The organism is Lapidilactobacillus salsurivasis (assembly GCF_054785215.1).
Map to the genome: position 1 here is coordinate 334,439 of NZ_BAAABI010000002.1, position 19,802 is coordinate 354,240.

A 19,802-nucleotide genomic window follows, 5' to 3' on the forward strand; every position below is an offset into this window, starting at 1 on the left:
CAGATTTAGCCGCCAGTCCAACATCGAACTGCCCTAAAAAACGAATTTTTTACTATTTTCAGGTAAAATCATCGCTTTTCTGCCAATTTGTGGGCGAGTCCCAGACAAACTGTTGCCGGACCTGCTGAATTCGGAGGCTAAACAAATGACTCTCTTATTAGAACAGTACCAAGCATTATTCAATGATGCGGAATATGCGACCAGTGATCCCATTTCGATATTAGCCAATTCTAGTGCCTTCATTATGGAAATGGTTCCTGATTTGAACTGGGCCGGCTTCTATTTATGGGACCAACAGCGCCAGCAACTGGCTGTCGGCCCCTTTCAAGGCAAAGTCGCCTGTTCACTGATTGCCAGTGGCAGTGGTGTTTGCGGCACCGCCTTTGACCAGCAAGCAACCCAACGGATCGGTGACGTCCACACCTTTGCAGGTCACATCGCCTGCGACAGCGCCACCAACGCGGAAATGGTGATTCCTTTCGCGATCGCTGGTCAACCTGCTGGCGTCTTGGACTTGGATTCGCCACGGCTCCAGCGATTCAGCGCCGCCGACCAAGCGGTTTTGGAAGAGCTGACTGGCTTGATCGCCGCCAAATTAGCGCCAACCTCCTAATTCACCGACGAGGAACGGCCTGTCAAGTTGTGGCGCCTGTTGTCCGCAACTCATCAGTTTTAGCGATTGATCGGTTCCTATAGTCGTTTTCTTCTAGTCGTTTCTGCAAGCAAGTTCGAGCTTTTTTTGGCTTGACTTTATTCCAACTAATTGCTAGACTATCTGAGTGTGTAAAATATGCAGCACAAGGCGGCAAGCTCGTCAACATTTACCAACGTTTTACAGTTCAATTGTGTAACCCGCGGCTGCACGTGGCGAAGATTGCAATGGTAAATGCACGAATGTTAAACCTTGATCGTATATTTTACTCCAAAAAAACATTTGGAGGATTTTTTTATGTCTCGATATACAGGCCCATCATGGAAAGTTTCTCGTCGCTTAGGGATCTCCCTTTCCGGCACCGGCAAGGAATTAGCACGCCGCCCTTACGCTCCTGGCGAACACGGCCCTAACAACCGCCGCAAGTTATCTGAATACGGTACGCAAATGCGTGAAAAGCAAAAATTACGCATGATGTACGGTTTGAACGAACGCCAATTCCGTAACTTGTTCGTTCGCGCCGGCAAGATCAAAGAAGGTAAGCACGGTGTTAACTTCATGATCTTACTGGAACGTCGTTTGGACAACATGGTTTACCGTCTTGGCTTAGCAACGACTCGTGCCCAAGCACGTCAGTTAGTTGCCCACGGTCATATCACGGTTGACGGCAAACGTGTGGATATCCCTTCATACGAAGTTGCTGTTGGTCAAGAGATCTCATTACGCGAACGTTCACGTAACTTGGTCATCGTTAAGAGCGCTTTGGAAAACGCGGTTGGCCGCCCTGCCTTCGTTACTTTCGATGATAATACCTTAACTGGCAAATTGGTTCGTGATCCAGAACGTGAAGAACTGGAACCAGAAATCGACGAATCATTAGTCGTTGAATTCTACAACCAAAAACTGTAATATTCAGCTCCACAAACGTTGTTACCGCAATGTTTATCGAACTTGCTCGGACCGACAGCGGTGTAAAACCGTTGATTCGTCGCACAAGTCCATTGCACGCCCAATCCTGGGCGTGTTTTTTTTGCAGTAAAAAACCGGAAATCCCCAGCGGAGATTCCCGGTTTTTCATTAGCAACAACTACAATTTTTTTAATATGTTGGTCCCGTGAAATGTTGTCACGATTGACGGGACTTTTTAGTGCTGTTGCTCCCAATCGATCAGGCCGTGCTGGTAGCTGCCATCCTCCAATAGACGGCTGAGGGACAACTGCGCCAGCTCCACGTTAAATGCAGCTTGCGCGCGTTGAAAAGCCTGGGTAGCCACTTCCTGACTTTGAGCGAGATGCGTCCGATCGCCGGGAAATAAGCGCGCCGCTAAATCCAAGTCAGGCAATTCCAATTGATCCGTTTGATCGATTGCCTGGCAAACATCCAATAAACTAATGGTCGCGATCGAACGCTTAAGAGCAAAACCGCCGTCCTTACTGGCGCTGGAAACAATCAAGTCGGCGACCACTAATTTGCGCAATATTTTCTTTAGATAAGAATCAGAGACCTCTAAACGCTGGCTGATCACGCTACTTTTCAAGGGACGATGGTCTTTTTGAAGCGCCAACATCAGGAGAACATAGATCCCCTGCTCCACACTACGCTTGATTTTCACTGGCGGCCTCCTGTAAACCTTGTCGTAACACGGTGATGACTGTTTCGATCCGGACGGGTTTCATTTTCGGCACGAACAGCCCACAAAAACGTAACAGCGGAATCATTTTCGCCAGTTTGTCGTGACGATCCGCGCCGTAAACGACCGTTGGCACCACCACCGCTAAGGGCACTGAACTGGTCTTAAGTTCTGTGATCAGGCGCCGTTTGGTGGCCAAGAAGGCGGCCGAACCTAACCGACCACCAATGAAGCCCATCGCTTTGGCATGACGCTGTTCCGCCAGCTGGCGCATTGTCCGCGCCGGCGCGTCATTGATTTGCGCGGATAACTGCGGATCTTTTTCTGGGCGGCCTACCAAATCGACGACATAATCGATTTGGTGGGGAACCGCCGCCAAAACTGCGGCCAAATCAGTCACGTCCACCGCGATATTATGACAATTCGCCAATGTGACTGAATTTCTCCCAGAACGGGAAAGAATCCAAAACTCGGCCGTGGGGTCAGCTTGATGCCATTGACGGGTCAACTCCCGCCCCAAATAGCCGTTACCACCAAATAAAACAATTTGCTTATTCATTCGTTTCGCCTCGTATCGTGGATATTATTTATCTATGGATACAGAATAACCATGGATATGAAAGTTGTCAACAATTTTCTAGCCTCGGCAATAAAAATTTTGTCCTCGCCTAGTGATCACCAAATTGCAGCAGGCGCAATCGTGAGGTCGCGCGCTCAAATTCAATCACGGATACTCCGCCGTGACACGCCGGTTTCACTGGTGCGGTGATTTTGAAAGATTATCTTGATGGCGCTGACCACAATCAAAAATACGGTGCGCCACACTTACTTCGACGTAAAAAAGCAGATAGACCTTGATGAGTAGGCGCAGATTATCAAAGCATTTTGGGTGACCGAGTTTTGCCACTCAGCAACTCAAATAAGCCAGCTTTAACGATTTGCGTTGAGGCTGGCTTATTTATTGTCAATCTTTGTGGTGGAGCCGTCAGAAAATCCTTAATCAGGTCAACATAACCGGTCTATTGTTGTTGACTTGACGCTAAATTCTTACTGAACTATTACTGGACGAACTATTACTAGCATCTCATCACCTTGAAATCATGAGATCAGTCCAACGCCATCAAATCCTGATACAACGGCGTCAAGGCCTGGATCTGGGCTAAAATCAATTGTTGGATCCGCTCAGGTTCGGCGAAACGTGGATCGGACGCTAGGACCCAACTGCCCAGAATGAACTCACCACTTTTGACCTGCTGATAACGGTCTAGCGCGGCTTGCAAAGTCGCTGTGGTCAAAGGCTGCGCGTTGGGACTGGTATGATCCGTGCTGATCTGCGGCACGGCCAATTCGGCTAATTGCGGTTGGTGAGCCATAAGCCAATCTGCCCGCGCGGCTCGCTGCTGCATGTCCGCCAGAAGATCTAGCGTCACAAACAACCGATCAGCCCATAAACCCACCTCGAAATGGGGCAACATTTTATAACCGCGCTGATAGGTACTGATGGCCAACCAAGTGTCCACCGGCGGATTCTTGTGGCGCCGCAAATGCTTGGCCACATGTAAATAAAGCGGCGCGGCGACTTGCGGCTGCATTTGCTGTAAGATCAAGCCACCTAGCGTTTCAAAATCAGAGTCGACCTCCGCACGGATCCGCTGCAAACGTCCCGGTAACGTCGGCTCCTCAAAAACAGTAAAACTTGCGCGTGATAACATTTTCCCACTCCTCATGCTTGTTCCCTCTAGTGTACCACGATAGCCAATGTCGCCAACAAATTAACTAGGTCGCGCAGACGTGCCCAGGTCTCAGCCAAGTTTTGGGCAAAGCCGCCGCTCCCAATTCCTTACCCAGTAAAAATTAATTAGTCAAAGAATCCACAAAAAGTGTCCTGACCAAACAACACTCCCGCCGTCTGACAACTTCCTCGACGGACGAACTCGTTTTGATCTGGACACTCATGATTTGATAACTATTTCTTACCGAAACTGGGAATGAGATATAACGTTGAGCGGCTGGAACGGAGTGCTGCGGGGTGAGATCGCCGTGAAATTGTCCTTGGCGGTTTACCGCTTAGGACAAGGCCTGATTTTGAGACGAGCCGCGGGCTTTGCGGATTGGCTCAAAACAGCGCCCACAGCGAGCTCGCCCCGCAGCGCGCAGTGCAAGCCGCGGGCTATCTTGAAACGTGTTCTCCAATCTAGCTTCTTCCAATTAGCTATGCAATTATTCCGAAAGCGAAACTCGCTTCCAAAATCCTGCCTAGGTTAATGCTCGAAGTCAACCCGTTGTGTTCCGCACTCTGGCGTTGAAACGTGTTCGCCGACCCAGCTCCCTGCGCTTAGCTACGCAATTGTTCCGGGAGCAAAGTGCGGCTTCCAAAACAATTGCTAGGCTAATGCTCAGGAGCTACCCAGGTCGGCTCACACTCTGGTGTTCATGGTCTGTTTACTAGTTTGCGGAAGGTCGGGCTGGGGGTGAGTCAGCCGCGATGTTATTGTTGGCGGCTTTGCCGCCAACAATAAGGCCGAGCTTGAAGCTTTTCGGTGGTTTTCCGAAAAGCTTCAAGTCGTGCCCGCAGCGTTCCACCACCCCCAGCCCGACCTGGAGCCCTACCACTCTCGCCAACCACCAACGCCCACACTTTTTTAAAAGGTCACCGCTTGACCATTCTCAGTCACCGAATAAGTCAGCCGCTGTAAATCAGCGGTCAATTGCGCTTGTACTGTCCCCGCTTGATTTTCCCGGGTGATCACAATGCTTTGCGGTGTCGGCGTGGTCACCGTGATCGTCCCCGCCAAATCAAAGGCCGGGCTTTGATTGCGAAAAGCAAACAGAGCCAAGAGCGCCTGGACCACCGGGCGTTGGACCTCAGTGGCGATTTCCGCATCCGTATAATAATGGCGATTGATATTGCGGCCCTCTTTAGTCGCCTCCAGCAAGGCCAAATCATTTTTCCCAGCTAGAAGACCGACATAATATAGCTGTGGGATCCCGGGGGCGAACATTTGCAGCAAGCGGCTAAGGAAGTAGCGGCGATCATCATCGCCTAACGCGGAATAGTAAGTGGTATTCAATTGGTAAATATCCAGATTGTGATAGGCGGCGCTGGAATATTTCCGTTTCACATTAGCGCCGACCTTATACAATTCGGCCACGGTGAAATCGATCTCTGCCGGGGTCAGAATATCGCGAACATCCACAACGCCAATACCATCATGGGTATCCAAAGTCGTGAACTGCCGCATAGGACTGGCAGCCAGCCAAGCGGCCAGGCGCGTTGTCGTGCCGCTGTACAACGCGTGGAGCACCACCATTGGTAAGGCGAAATCATAAGTCCAATAACCATGATCCGTCAATTTACGTTGGATCGAATAGTGTTCATGGATCTCAGGCAACAACTCCGCCCCTTGTTCCCGGGCGATCGCGGCAACCTCGGCCAAAAGCGTCCAGATCTCGGGCTCCACGAAGAAGTCATTGCTATCCAATTTCTTGATGGCATAAGCGAACGCGTCTAAACGGATCATTCCCGAGCCGCGCTGGATCAATTCGGTCAGCGTCGCGCGGATGAAGTCCTTGGTCACCGGTTGGCGCACATCCAAGTCCAGTTGTTCCGGGCCAAACGTGTTCCAGATCGCCGCCGTACTGCCATCTTGAAAGGTGATCGTTTGTTCAGGCGCCCGATCTTTCCGTTTATAGATCAAGGCCACATCAGCCTCAGTCGGGCGGCCCACCGGCCAAAAACGATCCCAACGCAAGAACAAATCCCGATAAGCGCTGGCCGCTCCCTGTTGTTGAAAATCTTGGAATTGCGGGGACTGACGAGATAAATGATTGATCATGAAGTCGCTCATCAACGGATAATCCGCCGCCAAAGCGGTCACGGCTGGCCAATCACCTAACTGGGGATCGACTTGGCGGTAATCGCTAGGCGCAAAGCCCCGATCACCTGTCGAAGGAAAATAAGGCAACAGATGCACGTTTCCGATCGCCGCTTGAAAATATTGGTTCAAATTTCGGTGAACGGCAGCGATATCGCTCCCAAGACTGTCACCATAAGTAATCAACATAACTTGGTTTTTCAACTTCATTGTTGTCCTCCTTGCGCTGCAACGTGATCGCCTAATAACCCCTGCCACTATTGATCCGTGAGACCTTATTTGACTGCGCCATTGCTCATCCCGGAAATAATGTTCTTTTGGAAAACCAGATAAACGATCGTGATCGTGATGATCCCGACAACGTACGACGCGAAACTTGGTCCGTAATCGTTGAAATACTGGCCGGTGTAGTTGTACTGGAACAATGGCAAGGTCCAAACTTTGGAATCCTTGTTCAGAATCAGTAACGGCAACATGAAGTCGTTCCAGAACCACAACGCGTTGATGATCAAAGTCGTGGCATGCATTGGTTTCAACATTGGGAAAACGATTTTGAAGTAAGTGGTGAATTTGCCAGCGCCATCCAATTCCGCCGCCTCGTCCAGACTAACTGGGACGTTCATTTTGATGAAGCCAACGTACAGGAACAGCGTTTGCGGGATCGCGTAGGTCAAATACAGGATGATCAAGCCCCACATGTTGGCTAGACCTAATTTGTTCATCATGACCGTGATTGGGATCATAATAACTTGGAACGGCACGAAAATCCCTAAAATCAAGAATAGATACATAAAACTGAACGCCTTGGAACGACTCATTTTCCGAGCTAAGGCGAAGGCCGCCATTGGAACGAAGGCCATGACCACCAACACAGACAGCACGGTGATCACCGTGGAGTTCCAGAAATAACGCCCGATGCCATCACTTAACAACCGGGCATAATTGTCCCAAGTGCCCGGATTAGGAAAGCCGAAGAAATTCTCCATGATATCTTTGGTTTTCTTGAAAGAGCTGAAGATCGTGACCAATAAGGGAATCAGAATCAGGATCGCACCTGCGATCAGGAGCACGTACTTGCCGATATTATCTTTTTGTTTTGTCTCTTTCATGGTGGATCCCTCCTTAAATCTCATATTTCCGCGATAGTCTGATTTGAACCAAGGACACGATCCCGATCAAAACGAACAACACTAAGGAAATCGCGTTGGCGTAACCATATTGGTTGTTTTTGAAGGCGTAGTTGTAAACCAACAAACCCAGTGAAGTCGTGGCATCGCTAGGACCGCCGCCAGTCAAGGCAAAGATCTGATCGAAAGCGGTCAAGCCGCCTTTCAACGCCATAATGAAGACCATCGAAATGCTCGGCAGTAGATAAGTCAATTCGATTTTCCAAAAGACTTGTTTGTTATTCGCGCCATCCATGTGAGCCGCCTCGATGATTTCTTGGGGAATACTCTGTAACCCCGCCAAGAAAATAATGATCGGCATCGCCACACCTTGCCACAGCATTACGAAGATCACCGCGATCACCGCGCCCGTGGTTGTCCCTAACAAGCTGGTCTCCAGCGCTTTGATGCCCAGCATCGTGCCTAACTTTGGCAAGCCATAGTTGAATACTTGCTTGAAGATCAAGGAAACGATCAGTCCCGACAAGACTGCTGGGAAGAAGAACCAAGCCCGGAAGAAAGTCCGACCTTTGATCTTCGAATTCAGGGCTCGGGCGATCCAAATGCCCAAACCGATCTCGCCAACGATCATGCAGGCGGTGATGATCAAGGTGAACCCGATCGCCTTCATGAACTTGGGATCACTCATCAAGATTCGATAATTGTTGAGCCCGATAAAATCAAAGTTGTACGTCAACCCAGTCCAGTTCGTCAGACTGTAGAAGGCGCCTTGAAACATAGGAAAATAGAAAAAGATCAATTGTAACAGGACTGGCACGATCAAGAAAAGCCAGGCCCAATTACGGCTACAAAACGCTTTGAATTTCATGATGTTACCCCCTATTTTTTGACGTCGGCTTTCATTGGATTGAAGAATGTGTTCAAGTCACGGACCAACTCTTGCTTATTGCCTGTAGACAAATAATTGGTCGTGGCGGTGAAGAAGTCATTTTCACTGGTCCAATCTTGCGCCAGCCAAACCATGTGCCGTTTGGTAAACGCCAAGCGCGTCAACCCAGCCAATTCCGTCGCGTCTTTCTTGGTTTTGACCCCTTTGACCGCCACCGGTGAGCCGTCCACGTCGTAATACTTCTGCATCGTGGTTGCCCGCGTGAAATACTCGACGAACTTATTGGCCGCTTTCTTGTGCTTGCTCTTCGCGGAGATCGACATGGCCAGATCGGCGGAACCGACTGTTAATTCTTTACCCGCTTCAGCGGCGGGGAAAGCGAAGGTCCCGATCTCGAATTTCGGTTCTTGTTGTTTGATCACTGGTAAGGCCCAGGAGCCATTTGGCATGATCAAAGCGTTTCCTTTGGCGAAAGCCACCACCGCGTCATTGTAGCCGGCGCCTTGCCAGTTCTTCTGCATCGCTCCAGGGCGGCGCAGGAGATCCAACCGATTGAAGTCCGCTTGCATCGCTTTACTTTTCGCGCTGATGCCATTGACCTTGGAGAAGCGCAGCAACTGGTTCGCCTGTTTGCCGCCGCCGGTGATCGTGGCCAAAGCCAACTGATGATACCCATTCAAGGTCCAGCCTTCCGTCCCCGCGATCGCGAAAGCCGTTTGCTTCTTGGCCTTGATCGTCGTCACCAATTGCTCGAATTCAGCCCAAGTTTTTGGGGGTGTTAGACCTAATTTCTTAAAGGCCGTTTTGTTATAGTAAAAGCCATAAACATTGGCGCTTAATGGGACGTTGTAGATCTTATCGTTGATGGCGAACTTCTCCGCATAATTATTCTTGATCCGCTTCAAATATGATTTCTGAGTCAGGTCTTCGAAATAGCCGGCCTTGGCCCACTCCTGAAAATCGATATTTTGGGGATAGAGATTGACCACGTCTGGAATATCACCAGCCAGCATCCGCGTCTTCAACACGTCCCCGGGATTAGGAACATCCACGACTTTGACATGAATCTTGGGATTTTCCTTTTCGAAATCCGCCGCGATCTCTTTCAGTGTTTTGGACATTTCCTTTTTCTGGTTGAAATACTCGATGGTCTCAACCCCATTTTGGCTGGTTTGATTCTGCTGACCACAACCGACCAAAGCTAAACTTGCGCTCAATACTAGGCCTAAACCAATTTTTTTGACCCATTTCATCTGGGATCACCTCTCCTAACTCCGCTAAAAATCCGACTAAAGTGCCCGAAAATGATACCGCCACGACTGAAAATCACCGCTGGCCACTGGTCGGTACAAGCCTAAATTCATTAGCTCGTCGCCGCCATAGACTTGCCGCGTCGCTTGATCTTGATACTGGCGCCGTGGATCCAACCCCACAAACTTGATCAACTGAAAGATTGGTTGGGCCTGACTCAACTCGCTGAACGCAAAGGCCAACATTTCCGAGCGATCCGCCGCCACAAAGGCCCAGGCACAACCAGCTGGCGTCTCCGGCGCGCTCAGCCGATAAAAATCACCTTGTTGCACCAACGCACGGTATTGTTGATCTGTGGCGATCTGCGCTTTGACTGCCTGTTTCTCGGCCGACGTCAATTTGGTCAGATCCAATTCATAGCCAAACATCCCACTCATCGCCACATCGCCACGAAACGCCATTGAGGTGGTCCGCCCGGTTTGATGATTAGGGACAGCTGAAACATGGGCAGTCATCAGCGACGGCGGATACACCAGCGACGTGCCCCACTGGATCGCCAACCGCGCCACCGCGTCGGTATTATCGCTGGTCCAGATCTGCGGCATGTAATAGGCCATGCCGGCATCAAAGCGGCCGCCGCCGCCAGAACAGCCTTCCCATAAAATCTCAGGGAAATTTTGGGTCAAGCGTTCCAACAAGGCGTACAGGCCCAACATATAGCGATGACTGACCTCTCCTTGGCGGTCCGCTGGCAAGGCGCTAGAGAAAAGATCGGCGAAATGACGATTCATATCCCATTTCACATAGTCGATCTGGCCCGTTGCCAAAATCGCCGCCATTTGTTGGTAAATATTTTCGCGAACGTCCGCCCGGCCTAAGTCCAGGACGAATTGATCTCGACTTGGCGCTGGTTGGCGGTCCGGCGCGGCCAACAGATAATCTGGATGAGCGCGGTACAGCGCCGAATCCCGCGAGATCATCTCAGGTTCAAACCACAGGCCGAATTTCAAGCCTTTCTGATGAACATAGTTGGTAAAGTGAGTCAGCCCTTGAGGAAACTTGCGTTGATCCACGACCCAATCGCCTAACGAGGAGCGATCATCATCGCGATGACCAAACCAACCGTCATCCAACACAAACATTTCAAGCCCCAATTCGGCGGCTTGATCCACGATCGGGCGTAATTTTGTTTCATCGAAATCGAAGTAAGTCGCTTCCCAATTGTTGACCAAAATCGGCCGCGGGCGATTCTGCCAAGGACTACGCACCAGGCGCTCCCTGATCAAATGATGGTAGGCTTGGCTCAAGCCATTAAGACCGTGATCACTGTACGCGAGGATCACTTCTGGCGTCTGAAACTGCTCATCCGGCGCTAATTGCCACGAGAAGTCGGCCTGATTGATTCCTGCCACCAACCTTAATTGGCCCAACTGATCTTGTTCCAATTCCAAGGCGTGATTGCCAGAATAAACCAACTCGATACCATAAGCCGCGCCTTGATTTTCCGTCGTCGCCGGGGTGACCAAACCAACGAAATTACTCATCTGATGACTAGTAGCGCCCCGCCGACTGGCAAAACGCTTCACGCCGTAGCCGATTTTCTCCCGTTGGACTTGCCGTTCCCGAACATGGGCGCCGGGTAAGGAGATGACTTCAAGATCAGTCGCCGGGAAATCCAATTGGAGCGATGCGATTTTATTCAAGCGGACAGGTGTTTGACCTTGGTTGCGCACGAGAACGGAACGGGTAATGATCGGGCGCTGGCGATAAATCGTGTAGCTCAGATCTAAGGCCACCTGACTGATCGAATCCACCAAGGTGATCACCAAAGTTGCCGCCTCGTCCTGATCATCAACAAAGGTCGCGGGCAACCCCGTTAATTGCGGTTTCCCCGTCAGGATCCGATACCCTTGATAAACAAAGTCCGTTGCCTTACTGCCATTGGCCTGGAAAATCTCCGCGGCGGGAATGCGATAATCACCAGCACCACTACTACTGAATTCTTGGGGCAAGGTGTCTGGGGAAAAGCGCCGATCCTCCGCGCCAGGTAAATTTCCGGAAAAACCGCGATCGCGGCGGGGATAGCGGCGCTGGCCGTGGTACTGAGCCACTGCCGGGCCAAAGTATAAATGACTGAGCAGGCCAAAATCCTCGATTGCCATTAAGTACGAAATCTGTTGATTGTGTAAGTGGAACAGACCCTGCGTTTCATCAAACTCGATCAAATCGTTCATGTTTATCCTCCAAAATTGCTGTAAGCGTTTCATTCGTTAGCTTAAAGATAACATTTTTTCTTGGTCAGTCCCATAGCAATTATTACTACAAATATGGCATAATGTAGACAGGACATTTTGCTATGGATTGGAGCTCAAACGTGATGAACATTGACTATCGCCAAATCGATCTTGAACATTTCACCTGCAATATCGACTTTTATGGGCAGGAACAAACCAGCCCGAATTACGCTTTCTCTGGCAATAACATTCGCCAAAATTTCGTCCTCCATTATGTGCTCTCTGGGTCGGGGCAATTCGCTAGCGCCGGACAGCACACGGTCAAACTTGGTGCCGGCGCGGTTTTCTTGCTGCCACAACAAGTCCCCTGTTTCTACCAAGCGGCGCCGGCGGACCCCTGGCACTATTTCTGGATCGGTTTCTCCGGCGTTAATGTGGCCGAGATCTTCAGTCAAAGTGGGTTGGCTGAGCGTTATTTCCTGCGCCAAGTTCAAGGCACCGACTTTGAACGTGCCTTGAACGCGCTGTTCGCCACGCTACATCAACCGCAGACCTTGAAGAACCGTTTAGCCGCCGAAAGCCTGATGTTTCAGACCTTCTCCAATTTGCTCAGCGAATTTCCCAGTACGCGGGCAACAACGAAAACCACCGCTTGGTTGAAATTCAACGCCGCCCGGGATTACATTGATCAGAACTTAGCCCAAGGTTGCAACATCACCGATGTCTGCAATGCCTTGCATCTGTCGCGCAGCTATTTATACAGCCTCTTTCAACGCTACTTAGCGCTCAGCCCGCAACAATATCTGGTTCAAACTCGGGTCAACGCCGCCAAGAACCTGCTTTTGACCCGTGATCATTCTTTGGCGCGCATCGCCGAGGCGGTTGGCTACAAAGATCAATTCGTCTTCTCACGGGCCTTCAAACAAAGTACCGGATTGAGTCCGCAAAAATTCCGGCAACAACGTGGGCGCTAAGTCTGGCTGGCGCTCCCGCCTAAGTTGAAATGGGCCTGCTGAGCGGAGCAATCAAGGTGAGCCGACCGTCCCCCGGTGAATCAATTTGAAGGGGACAATTTGGGACTGGATCGGCTGCTTTGTTTGCAGACCCGTAATCAATTTATCCGCAGCCAATTGCCCCATCTCATAGAAGGGCTGGGCCACCGTGCTCAACGCTGGCGAGACCATACTGGCAATGGCGGAATTGTCATACCCAAGCACCGATAAATCTTGTGGGATCCGTACACCGGCTTGGTAACAAACCGCGATCACGCCCAACGCGGTTTCATCACTGACCGCAAAAACCGCGGTTGGTCGTAATTCCGGCGTCGCCAGAATCGTGGTCATCGCCCGTTGTCCAGCTTCGAATGTATAATCACCGGGGAAAATCAAGTTCCGATCCAGCCGTAATCCCGCGGCCTGCAACGCTGCCGTGTACCCAGCGATCCGCGGCCGTCCCGCTACACTGTCCGCCGGATCGACCCCCACCAGCGCGATCGTCCGGTGACCACGGTCGATCAAGTCGGCGGTGGCGGCATACGCCGCCGCGTAGTCATCCACCTTGACATAAGGCAAGCAATCGCCAGGTGCCTGAGCAGATAACAGCAGTAGCGGCACCGCCAAGGCGGCGATCGCCTGCAAATCGATTTGTGCGAGGTTGATCGACACCCCAATGATGCCTTCTACGCGGCGCTCAACCATGAAATTCAAACTCTCCTGCAGACGCACATTGTTGACGCCGGCATGGGTCAAAATCACGCTATAGCCAGCTTGATAAGCTCGATCTTCGATACCATTGATGATCTGCGCATAAAATGATGTCGCCACCGTGGGTATCACGATCCCGATCGTCCGCGTTGCTTGTTTGACCAAGCTGACCGCGCTATCGTTGCGCCGATAACCCAATTCCTTCGCTACCGCCAGAACCTTCGTCGCAACTTCGGGCCGATAACCGCCCAACTCATTCAGCACCCGCGAAACCGTTGCTGTGGAAACCCCACTGATTTTAGCGATGTCTTTGATCGTTGCCCGCAAAATAACCACCTCCATGTAATGGTTTGCGTTACCGATTTCGTTGATATTATCAAGTTTACTTGTCAAATCAAGTAAACGTTTACGTTCAGAGCGTATCACCGAATCATGCTGCTGTCAATTGTTTTTTTAACCGCTTTCATCATGATCGGCACTCCTCCCAAAAAACCGCTGCTACAAAAAACGACTGCGAAAACCATTTCGCGCCAGCATCGAATGCCTGGCCAGCAGCTTGGCAACGCCCACCACGGCCAATGACGGGACAATTTTATTCGAGAACGACCCAGCGCCAGCAACACCCGTAAACATGCTATACTTATTGTTAAATGGTTCAACCGAACCGATACAGATTGTGAGGTCGTTATAATGAGTCAAAATCAAGATGTTAATCAGCGTTTAAATGACGCGATTTATGGAACCCCCCAAACCCTACCGGACCAGCGGCGCCAATATCTGGGGTCATTACGGGAACGTGTTTTGCTTGAGATCAAGGCCGCCGACCTAACTGACGCCCGGACCTTGAAGCTCTTTCAAACCCACTTGGCCGACTTTACCGGTCAAGATGCTAGTGCGTTAGTCAACGGCAAACTGGATCACCAGTTGATTGGCCCTTATCTGAAAGAATTGGCCGGCGCGAATTTCCCGTTCACCTTGGTCAACAAGCCAGAGACTCCCGATGGCAGTGACTGTGAGGCGGTCCTGATCGTGGCGAAAACCGCGGCCAATTTAGAAACCGTCAATCTTTTGGCCCGCTATCCACTAAAGAACTTTATTCCCACGCCAAAGCCAACTAAGCCGGCTAAGAAATCCGGCTTCTTTCGCAACCTGTTCTAATTTCTTTCGCAGACCCACACTTTTAATTGTGACAGCGGCTGATGAAACAAATCACGCGCCGCTCGTTAAGGAGGCAATATTGTGGCGCAACACCCACTAGCTTGGCGGATGCGGCCTCGTGATCTAAGCGAAGTCGTCGGCCAGCAACATTTGGTGGCCCCAGGCAAGATCATCAATCGGATGGTCGTCAGCAAACAATTAAGTTCCATGATTCTTTACGGTCCCCCAGGCACTGGTAAGACTAGTATCGCCAGCGCGATCGCGGGCAGCACCAAGTACGCTTTTCGCAAACTCAACGCGGCCACAGATTCCAAGAAGGATCTGCAAGCAGTCGCCGCCGAAGGTAAAATGAGCGGCACCGTGATTTTACTCTTGGATGAGATCCATCGTTTGGATAAGACCAAACAAGATTTCCTCCTACCGGAATTGGAAAGTGGCCGCATCGTGTTGATCGGCGCCACCACCGAGAACCCTTATATGACCATTAACCCGGCGATTCGCAGTCGGTGTCAGATTTTCGAAGTGACGCCACTTAGCCCGGAAGACATCAAGATTGCCTTGAAACGCGCCTTGACTGATCCTGAGCGGGGCCTGGGCCAGCTACCGCTAGAAATCAGCGATGCCACTTTAACCTTTGTCGCCCAACGAACCAACGGCGATCTGCGCTCAGCGTTAAATGGTTTGGAATTAGCGGCCAAGTCGACCCCTGCCGATCCTGAAACTGGTGTGATCACGCTAAAATTGACCGATTTGGAAGAATCGATCCAGAAGAAAAGCTTCTCCCATGACAAGAATGGTGACGCGCACTATGATGTCATCTCGGCGTTCCAGAAATCCATCCGCGGCAGTGATACCGACGCCGCGCTCCATTATCTGGCGCGCTTAGTCACCGCCGGGGATTTGCCGATCATTATGCGGCGATTAATGGTGATCGCCTACGAGGACATTGGTTTAGCCAATCCGGCCGCGGCAGCCCGCGCCGTCACCGCTTGCCAGGCCGCCGAACGGCTAGGCTTGCCAGAAGCGCGGATTCCCCTGGCGGACGCTGTGATTGAACTCTGTATCTCACCAAAATCAAATTCAGGAGTCATGGCCATGGAGGCGGCGATGGCTGATGTCGCCGCGGGCAAAGGTGGTCAGGTACCACGCCATTTACAAGACGCCCATTATGCTGGCGCGAAAAAGTTAGGCCATGGCGATGGCTATCAATATCCCCACGATGCGGCCAATGATTGGCTCCCCCAACAATATTTACCAGATTCTTTGGCGCTGCGTCAGTACTACCAACCGAAGGCCAACGGTAAAATCGAAACAGCTTTTGGCGAACAATATTATCGGTTGAAAAAAGCGCAGCAGCAAGGCTTGAAGACCATTCGTCCCAAAAAGTAAACCGCTTACTAATTGCAATTGAGGGCCAAACATGGTAGTCTTAATTATGGAATTTCTAAGGTGTACGATTGATTCAACTTTATGTTGACCGATCAAGTAATTAGACATTAAAGCGGCAAATAACTATTCGGTGTGCCGGCCACTTGTTGGCTAGCCAAACTTTTAGTGCTGCTGCTGACGCGTTACACACGTAGCGGGTTCAACTATTCGAATCAGCCTCCGGCACCACTAGATTTTCTCAAAGTAGTCAATACTTTGTAAGGGATCAGCTCAGCTGGTCTCTTTTTTTTGGTCAAAAATTGGTCGCCCCTGCCCACCGAAACTGCTATACTACTAGTCATAAGGTTAAGACTGTGGTTTGCGGATTTATTAATCACCCCACGATATTTGACCAATTTGATTGGCGCCCAACTACCTGCGTGCGCCCTTATTTTAAGGAGAAAACTATGCAAATCGTTTTATATGTTGCCATGCTGATTTTTATTGCTTTGTTACTGGTGTTAGCCGTTTATTTGTTGAGCCATCTCAGCAAAGACTTTCTGATTTACAAACCAGACAGCAGCCCGCGGATCCGTAAAGCCATGTTGATCACTGGAATCTTGTTGCTGGTGATCAGCGCGGCCGGTCTAGTGATCCTCTTCACCGCCAGCGCCAAAAGTAACCTGATCACGCTGGTTGGCGCTAGCATCGTTGTCGCCGGCTTTGCCTTAAGCTTGACCCTGGGAAACGACTGAGCTAGGCGCCAGCGTATTCTGAAACGTGCAGTGCGCAACTGACAACTGTTGTGGACCGGAATCGTGCTCACCGATCTTGCCGGTTTCTAGGAAGAATTGAGCTTAACTGCAATTAAAGTAATCGATGTGTCGAAGTGTTTTTGCCAGCTAGAGGTCAAATAATTACCCTTTTTGGGGTGGTACGGACATGCCAACGGATTTGGATTAGTTGGTCGGAATATTTTGTGTGCACTGAACATCTTTATCTCACTCACTTGAACGGATTCTGATTGGAAACCGACCGATTCAGCTGATTTGCTGACAATTAGCTCTGTTCATCAATTGAATTGTACTGGTGTCACCAATTTAAAACTTGTGACCACTAACCACGGCCGTGAATTGCGTGGCTCCCCATCAATTGGCGATAGCTTGCCGGATGGCGTGAGTGCTCAAACGTCTGTTAAAACGTTGAGCGGCTGGAGCGGAGAAATTCGGGGTGAGATCGCCGTGTCGTTATTCTTAGCGGCTTTGCCGCTTAGAATAAGGCCTGATTTTGAGACAAGCCGCGCACTTTGCGGATTGGCTCAAAACAGCGCCCACAGCGAGCTCACCCCGAATTTCGCAGCGCAAGCTGCGGACATTATTAAAACGTGCTCGCCAGCCCAGCTTCTTCCGCTTAACTACGCCAGCCTTCTGGAGGCCAAACCCGCCTCCAAAATCCTGGCTAGGTTAATGCTCAGAAGCTACCCGGGCTGGCGAGCACTCTGTAACAACTAATCAATGCTTTTTTTCGGTAAATGCGTTAAACTAGACTTATCAAGTAGGAATTATGAAGGGAGCGCGAGATCATGTTGCAACAATATCATCGCATCCAAGTCGCAATTGACGGCTCATCGGAGGCAGAATTAGCTTTTCAAAAGGCGGTTGAGATTGCCAAGCGCAATCAAGGGGACCTGATGTTGGTTCATGTGATCGACACACGGGCATTTCAGAACGTTTCAAGCTTTGACTCAGCGATGGTCGAAGAAGTTTCGGAAACCGCGAAGAAAACCATGGCGGAATACGTGCAAACCGCGCGCGATAATGGCCTGGAAAAGGTCAAATATTTTATCGAATATGGCTCGCCTAAGACTATTCTGGGTCGAGAATTCCCTAAGCGTGAGCAAGTCGATTTGATTCTGATCGGTGCTACTGGTTTGAACGCGGTCGAACGCATTCTATTAGGCTCAGTGACTGAATTTGTGACCCGTAATGCCAGTTGTGACGTTTTAGTGGTCCGAACCGATTTAAACAATCAGCCCATGGTCACTCCTAAGAAGTAAGCGCCACACCTTAAATTCTGCTTTAATTTCTGACACACAAAAAACTGATCTTCCGCCGCCCGTGCTAACGTGGTAAGCGGCTAGATCAGTTTTTTTTTTGCAATTATTCAAAGATAAACGTTCAAGTCAGCGGCGTCATTGATATTGTGGCAGGATCAGCCGAATCAAGCGCCTTGATCGAGCGCGGGATCGGCCGCTGGCAAAACCAGTTCATAAGCCAGCCGTGGCGCCCCATCTGCCATCCACACCTGTCCACAGTCCTGGTAGCCCATTTTCGCGATCAAGTGGCGCATCGCCTGGTTCTTCTCATGAGTATCGATCCGAAGCGAAACTAGGCCCCGTTGTTGGGCCAGCCTGCGGGCGAAAGCAAAACTGGCCGCCGCGATTCCATGATGGGCAGCTTGTTGGCTAACGGCGATGCGGTGAATCACCAAATAATCTGTTCCCGTGGTCAACCATTCGCCGGCAATCTTCTGATAATTCGGATCTGGTCCCGGTAATAACGTCATCGTCAACGCGATTTCACCAGTTGCGGTGACCGCCACCCAGACGGCCTGTTGCGTCAGGTCAGCGGTCAAAACTGCTTGGTCCGGATAACCCGCCTGCCATTGAGGGATACCCTGGGCGGCCATGACGCCTTGCGCGCCTCGGATAATGGCCATGATTGCAGGCAGATCAGCTAACGTGCCCGGGCGAAAAGTCAATTGTCGCAGATCAGTTTGTGTCATAAAGAACCCCATCTCAATTAAATTAGTGTCGCTTGACTTGTTTGTCAGAGTGAACCCCAGCGGCTAGCAGCGCGGCGACTTTTTTGCCAGGGTGTCAGCTATCGGTGACCTGGCTTTACTCGCCAGCGCCTCGACCAAGCTGGCTCAGTATTGTGGTCGCTTTTGGAGGAATTTAACCAACTGGTCTGGCGTATCCGGAATCAATAAGAGACTGGCGAAGTAGTGGGTGCGATTATACCAGCGGGACCAGAACAAGTAATCGCCTGCGTCCGGCTCTTCTGGCAAACGCCGCAACCAGTTTTGCAATAATTCCAAGAGGAAATCAGCGTAGAACTTTTCTTTGTCGACTAAATTGACCGTCGCCATCGCCAACCGTTGATCCTCGCCAAACGCAAACGGTGCGGTCGCCGACTGGTAGCCCACTAAACAGGTCGTCAAAAAGAATAATTTCTGCGCCCGGGTCAACCGGCTATTGGTGCTCTCCGCCAAAACATTACCCAAGTGCGTGAAAGCGTGCGCCCAGCCTTTCTCCGGAACGTAACCGCGGTCATCTTGTTCCAATAAGGCGTAAGTTGCCACTTGCTGGATCACTTGCCAGTATTGAGCGCTAGTCAGAACCCCGCCATAGATGCGATCAGCCACCAACAAAACAGAAATCAGCATGACCGCCAAAGAGCGCCCGAAAACAGCATCATTTTCCGGCTCGAGGATATGATTGAACAAAATCTCGTCTTGGCTTAAATAAGCCAAGCAATCCCAGATCTGTTCTTGACTGAAGACTTCGCGACTCATCAACCCGCTAAAGGTGAAAAAGATGCCCCGATCGCGGACTTGCTCGTCCAACAGGCCAATATTTTCCAACAAGACCCCGAGCTCATCGTTACTCACTTTGGCGTTGGTGCGGTCATCCATGATCCGACTTGTGATCGTCTGGATGGTGCGATGGACTGTTTTAGCGTCAGCATTGGTTTGTAACTGCAATGGGCTGCGGCGCTTTTTGTAAATGATGTCATGTTTAATATCCAACAATTGCGCGTCCAGTTCCTTGAAGTTGCGCCCTTGATTGAATTGCTGGAATAAATCACTAAGTCTTAATTGGACGCGCGCTACTTCTGAAATTGCCAATAAACT

20 protein-coding genes are annotated in these 19,802 nt (G+C 50.6%); 8 read left to right on the forward strand and 12 right to left on the reverse strand.

Annotated elements, in window-relative coordinates; translation table 11 throughout:
- Positions 1 to 145: 145 nt before the first annotated feature.
- Both ACYVSB_RS03500 and rpsD read left to right on the forward strand, forming a co-directional pair.
- On the forward strand, positions 146 to 613 hold the full coding sequence (locus ACYVSB_RS03500; RefSeq protein ID WP_461218433.1) for a GAF domain-containing protein: 468 nt from the start codon (positions 146 to 148) through the stop codon (positions 611 to 613).
- A gap of 336 nt (positions 614 to 949) precedes the next feature.
- Entirely contained in the window at positions 950 to 1,561 is a 612-nt protein-coding gene (gene rpsD / locus ACYVSB_RS03505; RefSeq protein ID WP_125599148.1) for a 30S ribosomal protein S4, read from the forward strand.
- A gap of 235 nt (positions 1,562 to 1,796) precedes the next feature.
- Here rpsD and ACYVSB_RS03510 read toward each other — a convergent pair whose 3' ends face one another.
- From ACYVSB_RS03510 to ACYVSB_RS03550, 9 genes are all read right to left on the reverse strand, one after another.
- On the reverse strand, positions 1,797 to 2,264 hold the full coding sequence (locus tag ACYVSB_RS03510) for an RrF2 family transcriptional regulator (protein WP_461218434.1): 468 nt from the start codon (positions 2,262 to 2,264) through the stop codon (positions 1,797 to 1,799).
- Positions 2,248 to 2,841: an NAD-dependent epimerase/dehydratase family protein gene (locus tag ACYVSB_RS03515; protein ID WP_461218435.1), complete on the reverse strand. Its 594-nt coding sequence runs from the start codon at positions 2,839 to 2,841 to the stop codon at positions 2,248 to 2,250. Before ACYVSB_RS03515 ends, ACYVSB_RS03510 begins: the two co-directional genes overlap by 17 nt.
- Before the next feature lie 195 nt (positions 2,842 to 3,036).
- Positions 3,037 to 3,189: a hypothetical protein gene (locus ACYVSB_RS03520; RefSeq protein ID WP_461218436.1), complete on the reverse strand. Its 153-nt coding sequence runs from the start codon at positions 3,187 to 3,189 to the stop codon at positions 3,037 to 3,039.
- A gap of 199 nt (positions 3,190 to 3,388) precedes the next feature.
- A complete protein-coding gene (locus ACYVSB_RS03525) occupies positions 3,389 to 3,994 on the reverse strand; it encodes a DUF1054 family protein (RefSeq protein WP_461218437.1) in 606 nt (201 codons plus the stop codon).
- A gap of 930 nt (positions 3,995 to 4,924) precedes the next feature.
- On the reverse strand, positions 4,925 to 6,367 hold the full coding sequence (gtfA, locus tag ACYVSB_RS03530) for a sucrose phosphorylase (protein ID WP_461218438.1): 1,443 nt from the start codon (positions 6,365 to 6,367) through the stop codon (positions 4,925 to 4,927).
- 65 nt (positions 6,368 to 6,432) lie between these two features.
- Positions 6,433 to 7,266 (reverse strand): carbohydrate ABC transporter permease, encoded by an 834-nt coding sequence (locus ACYVSB_RS03535; RefSeq protein WP_261805705.1) that lies wholly within the window; start codon positions 7,264 to 7,266, stop codon positions 6,433 to 6,435.
- 13 nt (positions 7,267 to 7,279) lie between these two features.
- On the reverse strand, positions 7,280 to 8,152 hold the full coding sequence (locus tag ACYVSB_RS03540) for a carbohydrate ABC transporter permease (protein WP_125599133.1): 873 nt from the start codon (positions 8,150 to 8,152) through the stop codon (positions 7,280 to 7,282).
- A gap of 11 nt (positions 8,153 to 8,163) precedes the next feature.
- On the reverse strand, positions 8,164 to 9,426 hold the full coding sequence (locus tag ACYVSB_RS03545) for an extracellular solute-binding protein (RefSeq protein ID WP_461218439.1): 1,263 nt from the start codon (positions 9,424 to 9,426) through the stop codon (positions 8,164 to 8,166).
- A gap of 36 nt (positions 9,427 to 9,462) precedes the next feature.
- The gene (locus ACYVSB_RS03550; RefSeq protein WP_461218440.1) at positions 9,463 to 11,658 is read right to left on the reverse strand and encodes an alpha-galactosidase; all 2,196 of its coding nucleotides are present in this window, start codon (positions 11,656 to 11,658) and stop codon (positions 9,463 to 9,465) included.
- A 122-nt stretch (positions 11,659 to 11,780) separates the two neighbouring features.
- On the opposite strand from ACYVSB_RS03550, the gene ACYVSB_RS03555 reads away from it, so the two are divergent.
- Positions 11,781 to 12,632: an AraC family transcriptional regulator gene (locus ACYVSB_RS03555; protein ID WP_461218441.1), complete on the forward strand. Its 852-nt coding sequence runs from the start codon at positions 11,781 to 11,783 to the stop codon at positions 12,630 to 12,632.
- 51 nt (positions 12,633 to 12,683) lie between these two features.
- On the opposite strand, the gene ACYVSB_RS03560 is transcribed toward ACYVSB_RS03555, so the two are convergent.
- Complete coding sequence (locus tag ACYVSB_RS03560; protein WP_461218442.1) at positions 12,684 to 13,688, reverse strand: LacI family DNA-binding transcriptional regulator; 1,005 nt, start codon at positions 13,686 to 13,688, stop codon at positions 12,684 to 12,686.
- Between the two features lie 363 nt (positions 13,689 to 14,051).
- Between ACYVSB_RS03560 and ACYVSB_RS03565 the strand changes: the two genes are divergently transcribed.
- The 5 genes from ACYVSB_RS03565 (at position 14,052) to ACYVSB_RS03585 (ending at position 17,943) form a co-directional block, all read left to right on the forward strand.
- Positions 14,052 to 14,519, forward strand: a complete 468-nt coding sequence (locus ACYVSB_RS03565) for a DUF1694 domain-containing protein (protein WP_461218443.1) — start codon at positions 14,052 to 14,054, stop codon at positions 14,517 to 14,519.
- Between the two features lie 108 nt (positions 14,520 to 14,627).
- Positions 14,628 to 15,908 carry a replication-associated recombination protein A gene (locus ACYVSB_RS03570; RefSeq protein WP_461218503.1) on the forward strand — a complete coding sequence of 427 codons (1,281 nt, stop codon included), beginning with the start codon at positions 14,628 to 14,630 and terminating at the stop codon, positions 15,906 to 15,908.
- Between the two features lie 446 nt (positions 15,909 to 16,354).
- Positions 16,355 to 16,642, forward strand: coding sequence for a hypothetical protein (locus tag ACYVSB_RS03575; RefSeq protein WP_461218444.1), 288 nt, complete (start codon positions 16,355 to 16,357; stop codon positions 16,640 to 16,642).
- Between the two features lie 294 nt (positions 16,643 to 16,936).
- Complete coding sequence (locus tag ACYVSB_RS03580; protein WP_461218445.1) at positions 16,937 to 17,398, forward strand: hypothetical protein; 462 nt, start codon at positions 16,937 to 16,939, stop codon at positions 17,396 to 17,398.
- 71 nt (positions 17,399 to 17,469) lie between these two features.
- A complete protein-coding gene (locus tag ACYVSB_RS03585; RefSeq protein WP_461218446.1) occupies positions 17,470 to 17,943 on the forward strand; it encodes a universal stress protein in 474 nt (157 codons plus the stop codon).
- Positions 17,944 to 18,107: 164 nt separating this feature from the next.
- On the opposite strand, the gene ACYVSB_RS03590 is transcribed toward ACYVSB_RS03585, so the two are convergent.
- Complete coding sequence (locus ACYVSB_RS03590) at positions 18,108 to 18,671, reverse strand: GNAT family N-acetyltransferase (RefSeq protein ID WP_461218447.1); 564 nt, start codon at positions 18,669 to 18,671, stop codon at positions 18,108 to 18,110.
- Between the two features lie 144 nt (positions 18,672 to 18,815).
- Positions 18,816 to 19,796 carry a DUF2785 domain-containing protein gene (locus ACYVSB_RS03595; RefSeq protein WP_461218448.1) on the reverse strand — a complete coding sequence of 327 codons (981 nt, stop codon included), beginning with the start codon at positions 19,794 to 19,796 and terminating at the stop codon, positions 18,816 to 18,818.
- Positions 19,797 to 19,802 lie beyond the last annotated feature (6 nt).

Coding starts and splice junctions, on each gene's coding strand:
- ACYVSB_RS03550 (WP_461218440.1), bottom strand. CDS start 11,658: ATGAACGATTTGATCGAGTTTGATGAAACGCAGGGTCTGTTCCACTTA.
- gtfA (WP_461218438.1), bottom strand. CDS start 6,367: ATGAAGTTGAAAAACCAAGTTATGTTGATTACTTATGGTGACAGTCTT.
- ACYVSB_RS03545 (WP_461218439.1), bottom strand. CDS start 9,426: ATGAAATGGGTCAAAAAAATTGGTTTAGGCCTAGTATTGAGCGCAAGT.
- ACYVSB_RS03555 (WP_461218441.1), top strand. CDS start 11,781: ATGGATTGGAGCTCAAACGTGATGAACATTGACTATCGCCAAATCGAT.
- rpsD (WP_125599148.1), top strand. CDS start 950: ATGTCTCGATATACAGGCCCATCATGGAAAGTTTCTCGTCGCTTAGGG.
- ACYVSB_RS03515 (WP_461218435.1), bottom strand. CDS start 2,841: ATGAATAAGCAAATTGTTTTATTTGGTGGTAACGGCTATTTGGGGCGG.
- ACYVSB_RS03585 (WP_461218446.1), top strand. CDS start 17,470: ATGTTGCAACAATATCATCGCATCCAAGTCGCAATTGACGGCTCATCG.
- ACYVSB_RS03590 (WP_461218447.1), bottom strand. CDS start 18,671: ATGACACAAACTGATCTGCGACAATTGACTTTTCGCCCGGGCACGTTA.
- ACYVSB_RS03575 (WP_461218444.1), top strand. CDS start 16,355: ATGCAAATCGTTTTATATGTTGCCATGCTGATTTTTATTGCTTTGTTA.
- ACYVSB_RS03525 (WP_461218437.1), bottom strand. CDS start 3,994: ATGTTATCACGCGCAAGTTTTACTGTTTTTGAGGAGCCGACGTTACCG.
- ACYVSB_RS03540 (WP_125599133.1), bottom strand. CDS start 8,152: ATGAAATTCAAAGCGTTTTGTAGCCGTAATTGGGCCTGGCTTTTCTTG.
- ACYVSB_RS03570 (WP_461218503.1), top strand. CDS start 14,628: ATGCGGCCTCGTGATCTAAGCGAAGTCGTCGGCCAGCAACATTTGGTG.
- ACYVSB_RS03500 (WP_461218433.1), top strand. CDS start 146: ATGACTCTCTTATTAGAACAGTACCAAGCATTATTCAATGATGCGGAA.
- ACYVSB_RS03565 (WP_461218443.1), top strand. CDS start 14,052: ATGAGTCAAAATCAAGATGTTAATCAGCGTTTAAATGACGCGATTTAT.
- ACYVSB_RS03535 (WP_261805705.1), bottom strand. CDS start 7,266: ATGAAAGAGACAAAACAAAAAGATAATATCGGCAAGTACGTGCTCCTG.